Consider the following 7,958-nt stretch of genomic DNA (forward strand, 5'->3'; position numbering starts at 1 on the left):
GCACTGGGGACAGTGGGGCTGTCCGGCCCGACCATAGAGCAGTCGCAGATAGTCGTAGATTTCGGTTACCGTACCCACCGTAGAGCGCGGGTTGTGGGACGTGGACTTTTGGTCAATGGAAATCGCTGGGCTCAGGCCCTCGATGGAGTCCACATCGGGCTTATCCACCTGACCTAAAAACTGCCGCGCATAGGCGCTCAGGGACTCCACATAGCGGCGCTGCCCCTCGGCAAAAATCGTATCAAAGGCCAGAGACGACTTACCCGACCCAGAAACGCCCGTAAAGACAATCATCTGGTTGCGGGGCAGATCCAGATTGATGTCTTTGAGGTTGTGCTGACGGGCACCGCGAATACGGATCAGGTCATCCGATAAGTTGGTGAGTTTGGCTGCCCTGCCGTTGCTGCTGGTCTTGCCATTGGCCCTGCCGTTGTTCGTGCTGGTCTTGGCCGTTTTAGAGGTCTTTGACTGGGGCATGGGGGCAAATTAGGGTGACAGCTGGGGCAGCTAGATCATATGGAACTAATAAATTAGTACTATCATGATCAACACATTTCTTTATGGTAAGTCATAGTGCTTAATCGTGCGGTGATATGGCTAGCCAGACGAGTGCCCCTGGGCATGTGCTAACAAGGAAAGGGCTATGGCTCAGATCTCGCACTAAATCGGTTGTGAGGCTGAAGCCCGCGCTAGGTTGAAACGCCAGCGCTAACTGAGGGTTGTCCGCTAAAGGGACAATTTGGTGTAGAAATGCTGGTGATCATTGTGGATCGGTTGAGGCATAGTTGACCGTTACCGTTATGGAAGCGAACCCTAGAAACGCATCTCCGATGGTTGTGTCCCTTCCAGTGGACACCCTTCAGTTAGCCTAGGGTTTCAAACCCTGGGCGGGCTAGCGCTTCTTCACCAGATGCGAGATACAAAATAACCCAAAACTCTTCTTCTCCTTGTGCGTTCTACCATTCCCAAACCTCTCCGCCGTTTCCGTCGCTACTACCAAGAAATCCTCAGCCTGCTGGGCAATACGCCGCGTTTAATCCGGCTGGTGTGGTCAGCAGCCCCCGTTTGGCTAAGCTTGAGCGTTGGCCTTACCCTGGTCAGCTCGCTGGTGCCGGTGGCCCAGCTTTATGTCGGCAAACTGATCGTAGATCAGGTGGTGGCCATTTTGGCGAGCGAGACGGCTGACTTTACTCCCTACCTCACCCTGCTGGTGGTGGCGGGTTTTGGCCTCTTGCTCCTGCGGGAAATGCTGGGTCAGTTCAATACCTTTGTCAATCGAGTATTGAGCGATCAGTTTTTACTGCATGCCAATGTCCAGCTGCTTCAGCAGGCGATGCGCTTAGACCTCGCCCACTACGAATCGTCGGAATTTCACGATGTGCTGGATCGAGCCCAGCAGAGCGGCAGTAACTATCCGGTGCGTGTGGTAGAGCTGCTCTCCCGATTACTGGGGTCAATCACTCGTCTGATCGGGCTACTCACCCTGCTGCTGCGATTTAGTCCGAGTGTGATGGGACTCTTACTGGTGAGCGTTTTGCCAACATTTTGGGTGGGGATTCGCTACTCCTCCCGACGATTTTGGATGAACCGACGGCAAACCCCATCTCGGCGGCTGGCGGACTATTTTTATAAAGTGCTCACCGATCCAAAATATGTCAAAGAAGTGCGACTGTTTAACCTGGGAACCCACATGGTGGAACAGTACCGCACCATTCGCCAGGAGTTTAACGAAGAGTCACGACGTTTAGCCCAGCGGCAGTCTTTGGCTCAGCTCAGCATCGAGCTGTTGGGGGGCATCGGTTTCTATGGAGCCTATGGTCTAGTTCTCTGGCAAACGATTCGAGGACTGGTCACCCTGGGCGACCTCACTCTATATGCGGGTGCTTTTCAACAGGCCCAGGGGCTGATCGAATCTATTTTGATCAGTCTAGCCACCCTCTATGAATACAATCTCTATGTCTCACAGTATTTTGAGCTGTTGGATATTGCGCCCCAGGTGACCAGTCCGTCTCGACCCAAACCATTTCCTCAGCCTATGAGACAAGGTCTGCGGTTTCAAGACGTTTACTTTACCTATCCGGGGGCCGACCAGCCTACCCTTAAAGGAATTGATCTAACCGTAGCCCCAGGAGAGTGTATCGCCCTAGTCGGGTTAAATGGGTCGGGAAAGACAACCTTGTTAAAACTGTTGACCCGTCTCTACGATATTAATCAGGGAAAAATTGTTATCGACAATGTTCCTTTACAACAATTTTCTCTTAGGGACTTGCGTAGCCAGATTGGTATCATGTTCCAAGATTTTGCCCGCTATGCCCTTAATGTGCAGGACAACATTGGGTTTGGTAACTTACCCCAGCGGCAGGATATAGATTTGGTGGTTCAAGCAGCAGAAGGAGCCGGAGCAACAGCGGTAATCGATGAGCTAGAGCAGGGCTATCAAACTATCCTGGGAAAAATGTTTTCCGGCGGTGTGGATCTATCCGGTGGTCAGTGGCAGAAGATTGGTTTGGCTCGGGCGTTTATGACCGATGCTCAGATTTTAATCTTGGATGAGCCGACGGCGGCGGTGGATGCGATCGCAGAGCACGATCTGTTCCAACGCTTCCGGCAGCTCACCCAGGGCAAAATGACCTTTCTGGTCAGCCATCGCTTCTCCACCGTCCGCATGGCCGACCGCATTGTGGTCTTAGAGCAAGGCAAAATCACCGAAGTCGGCACCCACGACCAGCTCATGGTCCAACAAGGCCGGTATGCCGAAATGTTTGAGCTACAGGCCGAAAGTTATTTAGGTCATGGATAAACAGCTAAAAGGAAAGTAATATGTAGTATCAATTGTAAACAAAGTAAGAAAAGTGACCCATAGCGAAGAAAAGCTAAAAAGAATAGGAAGGTACAACCGTCATCCTGTCTGTAGAAAGATACAATAACGAGCACTCAAGCTTCCTTTAAGGGGTTTGGTAATGATGGAAGTCAGTCAAATCAACCGACCAAATAAACGATAGGGTTTCCTCTAAAGCATATAGCCGTACAGCCAAGTTAAATATTGTTTTCCAATGGGGTGAGAATCCAATAATGGGACTAGGTTTACCAATTATCGTAGATATCGCAATCAGCTTAGTTTTTACATACTTTACCCTGAGTCTCTTCGCATCTGAGGTGCAAAATATTCTCAAAGCCCTGCTACAGTGGCGAGCAGTGCACCTCAAAGAATCCATTGAAGGCATGCTGGTGGGCAATGATAGCTCCAAGCTTCAGGAAGCAAGAGTTCTGGTAAATCAACTGTATAATCATCCTCTGATTCGCTCCCTAACTCACCAAACCAAGGGAGAAATTGCTGATGTGATTCGGCAGCCGATGCGTCAGGCAACTAAACTGGTCCAGACTGATGTAAGCAAACGCATTTTTGGAGGACACAATAGTGGGCCTTCTCATCTTCCAGTGACTGCTTTTAGCGGCAGCCTACTGAGCACGTTTGATTTTGTCGGCATCTATCGCCAGTTGTTGGCATTCCGACTCAAAATCACGCTTCAAGGGATGGTCTCTAATCCAGAAGACTACCAAAACAAACTCGCATTCAAAATAGATGCTATCTTAGCCACCTTTAAATCTAAGCAGATCTCTCTGGCTACGGCGGTACAGAATATTGCGGTAGAGATAACAAAAAATAAGTCGCTGATTGCATCAGAAGTTTTTCAAGAAGATTTTAGTTCGCCTGAAGCAATTGAAAGCTTTACCCACAAGATGCAGTTATCCATTGCGGATACGATTCGGGCTGTGCGACAGTATCTGCAGCTAAAGGAAGCGGACTTGGATAACATTGTTAAATCATTAGATAAAAATCCTACATTTGAACAAGCGAAGAGTGCTCTGGCTACTTTTCACCAAGAGAATCCAGTTTTGGATGGTATCTTATCTCCGGCGACTGACCAGTCCTTTCTGGCCCTTTCGTTAATTGTGATGAATCCACCCATACAAAAGCTGATCAAAGCCTTGCCTCCGATTCCTCAAGCTTTAGGTGATAATTTAGAACACTTGGCAACTAATGCCTTAGATAAGGTTGACGATCTAGCCCAAGAAGCTAACCAGTTTGAACAAGAGATCGCTACGTGGTTTAACCATTCTATGGAGCGTGCCTATGGTGTGTATCAGCGAAACTCTAGGTTAGTTGCGATCGCGATCTCGATTACTATAGCTATCATTGCCAATGCCGATTCGTTTTATATGATGGATCGCTTTGCTAAGGAAAAAACAATTGCAGCATCCGTAATTGGGGTAATGGATCAGCTACCGGAGGATGCCCTTGAACAGACAGATCGTATTAACCAGTTGAGTTCAGAGTTGTCATTGCCGATAGGCTGGCAGGCTCCAGTGTTGGAAAAGCAAGCTGACTTTAGAATTGTTCCTTTGAACGTCTTACCGTTCTGGGTAGAACGAATTCCGGGCTGGATTGTGACGGGTATTGCTGTTTCCATGGGATCCTCTTTCTGGTATGACTTGCTGAAGAAACTGATTGATGTTGACAAGGCTGGTCAGCAATCGACTACAGGCACGGCTTCAGCGACGAAATCTTAGCCAGTTTGCTACTCGTTAGCCGTGATTGACCAACCAGAGGCGGGATACCAAACGATTCTCGGTAAAACGTTTTCCCCTGAAGTTGGGGGGAGAGTGACATGTACTCAAGCCAATGGTTGGGTATCTTCAGCGTTGCATGCACTCTACCCATTCCCTCATCGACTCTATCTCAAATAGATGGCAGATAGCGCAGCCAAAAGAATGCCAGAAGACCCGAACAATAGACTTTTCCACGGTTGAGTCCAACTAAAACGACTCCGAACATTCACGTTAGAGCTGGTAACTGCCTGAATGTCATCATTTAAGGCCGCTGCTGGTTCAGACGCTAATGCTTTGGACTCAAAACTTACCTTGGCAGGTTGTATGTGCCCATGACATGCGGGAGTTTTCTCGATCACGATAGGTTCGATATAAATCGGAATCTTTAACACGATCGGAACAACAATTTCGCATCCATGGGGATGGCGATCAAAATCGAGAGGGGTACTCATAATCTTTGCCCGTGTAACGGTAGAGATTCATTCCCCTGCTAAGGAGCAGGGGACAATAGAACCTTAGTGATAGTCTTTGTTTACACAATGCGGCTCCTTCTCGATTACAACAGGCACAACATAAACAGGTACCTTCAGTTTGATCGGTGCACACACCTCACAGGCACGCTTATAGTATTTCTCATAAGCGGCAGCATCGAGAGAGGCAGTTTCAGTTGCTATAGTCATGTTTATCACCTACATTCAAAAAAGTTTGTAATCTGTTAGAAACTAGAAAGTAGATCAAGTTATCAGGTAGACGCTAGCCTGCTATATCTGCCTAATACTTCTTCTCTAAGCATTTAGGTTCCTTTTCAATCACAATGGGTTCGATGTAGATAGGCGTCTTTAGAACGATGGGAACACAGACTTCACAAGCACGATTGTAATACTTGTCATAATATGCGTAGTCTTTTGCGACGCCATTGGTTGTGGTTGCAACAGTCATAACAAGACCTCCAATAGATTTATATCTACATCCTAAATGCCGACCAGGAGTGCTACATTACCCGCGTGGGTAATGTTTCTACTTGTTTACTCCAGGCTGTACTCCGTGACCTTTCTTAAAGAACCACGTAATCCAGGCACGACAATATCTGTAGCTAAATTGCCTGAGCTGGTATAAATCTCTCTCGGTAGCGATTTATACTTATATTTCTGGCGGCAGCAAACCAATCAACAAAGGTAATGTGACCCTAAAAGTCAACATTGTCGGGGGTCCGAGGAAACGGAATCACATCGCGAATATTCGCCATACCGGTCATAAACTGTACCAGCCGTTCAAAGCCCAGACCAAATCCGGCATGGGGTACCGTACCATAGCGCCGCAGATCTAAATACCACCAGTAATCATCCTGGGGTAATCCAGCTTCAGCGATGCGGGCTTCCAACACGTCTAGCCGCTCTTCCCGCTGAGAACCCCCAATAATTTCACCAATGCGCGGAGCCAACACATCCATGGCAGCTACTGTTTTCCCGCCGTCATTTAGACGCATGTAGAATGCCTTAATCTCGGTAGGATAGTCGGTTACAATTACTGGCTTTTTAAAGTACTCCTCTGCCAGATAGCGCTCGTGCTCAGACTGCATGTCTAGGCCCCAGGAGACAGGGTACTCAAATTTCTTGTCGCATTTCTCCAGCAGTTTAATCGCATCGGTATAGGTAATGCGCTCAAACTCATTGTTGATAATGTTGTCGGCGGTTGCTAATACTGTTTTTTCAATCCGCTTGTTAAAAAACTCCATATCGTCAGGACAGTCTGCCAATACTCGCTTAAAAACAAACTTGAGAAACTCTTCTGCTAGATCCATGTTGCCTTCAAGATCGCAAAAGGCCATTTCTGGCTCCATCATCCAAAACTCGGCCAGGTGTCGCGAGGTGTTGGAATTTTCAGCTCGAAAGGTGGGGCCAAAGGTGTAGACATTGCTAAAGGCCATGGCCATGATTTCAGCTTCAAGCTGGCCACTGACGGTCAGATATGTGGGTTTACCAAAAAAGTCCTGGCCGTAGTCCACCTTGCCGTCATCGCCTTTAGGCAATTTATCCAGGTTCATGCTGGTGACCGTGAACATCTCCCCTGCCCCTTCACAGTCGCTGGCGGTAAGAATGGGGCTGTGGATCCAGAGAAAATCACGGCTTTGGAAAAATTCGTGGATGGCGTTGGCACAGGCATTACGCACCCGGAAAACAGCACCTAGGGTATTGGTGCGCGATCGCAAATGCCCCAACCCCCGCAAAAACTCAAACGAATGCCGCTTCTTCTGCAGCGGATAGGTTTCCGCATCTGACTCGCCCACCACCTCCAGGCTACTGGCCTGCAGCTCCACCCGCTGCCCTTTGCCCGGTGACTCCGCCAAAGTACCTGAAACTACTACTGAAGCACCGGTCGTAATGCGCTTCATGGCATCGTCATAGCCCTCGATCTTGGCATCCGCAATCACCTGTAGCCCCGTCATTGAGGACCCGTCATTAATATCCAAAAAACTAAATGCCTTGGAATCACGCTTAGTGCGAACCCACCCTTTAATCGTGACAGAGTCACCGGGGTTGCCAGACTTCAGGATGTGCTTGATGCGCTGGGTAGTCATTGCCTACGCTAAAAATTAACTCTATATAAGGTAGCGCAGGCCGTGTGCTTTCCTCCTTTTTATTCAATCCCACTGCCGCTGCTCCCAGGTACTACCCGCCAAACCAGCCCCGCAAAAACCAGCCCAACACCAGACCCAGACCCACAAACCGCAGCACCTGCCAAAAGGGCTCTTTTAGGTTATTCCAGGTCAGCAGCTGATTTTCCAAGGTTTCTTCTAAGGTTTCAATTTGCGATCGCAATCGCTTAAGTTCTGCCCTCGGTAAATGCCCCTGGGTAATTTTTGCCTGCGCATCAGCCCGCTGGAAAAATGCCTCGCGCACGTCGTCATAACGCTGGCGCAACGCCTGGAAGTCTTTAGTCGTTTCTTCTAGGGCCGTTGCAAACTCAGTCAGATCTTGCTCAGTGAGGGGCAGGGACGATTTCATGACTCAGACCAGCGGGTAGAAAATAGTAAGACGATATAAAATTAAGGTACAGGACAAAGATTCGGTCCGACGTTGGGAGACTAAATTGTGAGTGATATAAACGTAGCGTCTGAGCCTGCTCCTTTAAATTTACAGACAGCAGAACCACTAGCCTTAGCCCAGGCCTTAGCTAAGCAGCTAGCCATTAGCCCCATGGACTGGCATCGGCTAAATTCCAACCGGCAGGTCCGCGCCAAAGAACAGATAGCCGCCGCCCTAGTCTACTTACTCAACGATAACCCAGAGGAAGCCCTGCCCCGGCTAGAACAGGCCGTCGGCTGGCTAAATCGCAGCATCAAAGCC

General features: G+C 48.8%; 7 protein-coding genes and 1 pseudogene. 3 read left to right on the forward strand and 5 right to left on the reverse strand.

Annotation, left to right across the window (positions count from 1 at the left end; all coding sequences use genetic code 11):
• Window positions 1–477, reverse strand: a pseudogene (locus tag IQ260_RS23480) (excinuclease ABC subunit UvrA); the annotation flags it as partial.
• Between the two features lie 472 nt (window positions 478–949).
• Between IQ260_RS23480 and IQ260_RS23485 the strand changes: the two are divergent.
• Both IQ260_RS23485 and IQ260_RS23490 read left to right on the forward strand, forming a co-directional pair.
• On the forward strand, window positions 950–2,800 hold the full coding sequence (locus tag IQ260_RS23485) for an ABC transporter ATP-binding protein (protein WP_322745031.1): 1,851 nt from the start codon (window positions 950–952) through the stop codon (window positions 2,798–2,800).
• 272 nt (window positions 2,801–3,072) lie between these two features.
• Window positions 3,073–4,572, forward strand: a complete 1,500-nt coding sequence (locus IQ260_RS23490; protein WP_193995511.1) for a hypothetical protein — start codon at window positions 3,073–3,075, stop codon at window positions 4,570–4,572.
• Window positions 4,573–4,736: 164 nt separating this feature from the next.
• Here the strand turns inward: IQ260_RS23490 and IQ260_RS23495 are convergent, their stop codons facing one another.
• From IQ260_RS23495 to IQ260_RS23510, 4 genes are all read right to left on the reverse strand, one after another.
• Window positions 4,737–5,063, reverse strand: a complete 327-nt coding sequence (locus tag IQ260_RS23495) for a hypothetical protein (RefSeq protein WP_193995512.1) — start codon at window positions 5,061–5,063, stop codon at window positions 4,737–4,739.
• Between the two features lie 319 nt (window positions 5,064–5,382).
• Window positions 5,383–5,550: a hypothetical protein gene (locus tag IQ260_RS23500; protein WP_193995513.1), complete on the reverse strand. Its 168-nt coding sequence runs from the start codon at window positions 5,548–5,550 to the stop codon at window positions 5,383–5,385.
• Window positions 5,551–5,797: 247 nt separating this feature from the next.
• On the reverse strand, window positions 5,798–7,189 hold the full coding sequence (gene asnS / locus IQ260_RS23505) for an asparagine--tRNA ligase (RefSeq protein WP_193995514.1): 1,392 nt from the start codon (window positions 7,187–7,189) through the stop codon (window positions 5,798–5,800).
• 91 nt (window positions 7,190–7,280) lie between these two features.
• Complete coding sequence (locus IQ260_RS23510) at window positions 7,281–7,616, reverse strand: hypothetical protein (RefSeq protein ID WP_193995515.1); 336 nt, start codon at window positions 7,614–7,616, stop codon at window positions 7,281–7,283.
• Between the two features lie 87 nt (window positions 7,617–7,703).
• Between IQ260_RS23510 and IQ260_RS23515 the strand changes: the two genes are divergently transcribed.
• On the forward strand, window positions 7,704–7,958 hold a 255-nt coding region (locus tag IQ260_RS23515; protein ID WP_193995516.1), incomplete at its 3' end, for a DUF6439 family protein.

This window comes from Leptolyngbya cf. ectocarpi LEGE 11479 (genome assembly GCF_015207065.1).
In the GTDB taxonomy this organism is placed as follows: Bacteria; Cyanobacteriota; Cyanobacteriia; order Phormidesmidales; family Phormidesmidaceae; genus Leptothoe; species Leptothoe ectocarpi.

Bases quoted from the DNA above. Each gene is read 5' to 3' on its own strand.
- IQ260_RS23490 (WP_193995511.1), top strand. From the start codon at position 3,073: ATGGGACTAGGTTTACCAATTATCGTAGATATCGCAATCAGCTTAGTT.
- IQ260_RS23495 (WP_193995512.1), bottom strand. From the start codon at position 5,063: ATGAGTACCCCTCTCGATTTTGATCGCCATCCCCATGGATGCGAAATT.
- IQ260_RS23500 (WP_193995513.1), bottom strand. From the start codon at position 5,550: ATGACTGTTGCAACCACAACCAATGGCGTCGCAAAAGACTACGCATAT.
- asnS (WP_193995514.1), bottom strand. From the start codon at position 7,189: ATGACTACCCAGCGCATCAAGCACATCCTGAAGTCTGGCAACCCCGGT.
- IQ260_RS23510 (WP_193995515.1), bottom strand. From the start codon at position 7,616: ATGAAATCGTCCCTGCCCCTCACTGAGCAAGATCTGACTGAGTTTGCA.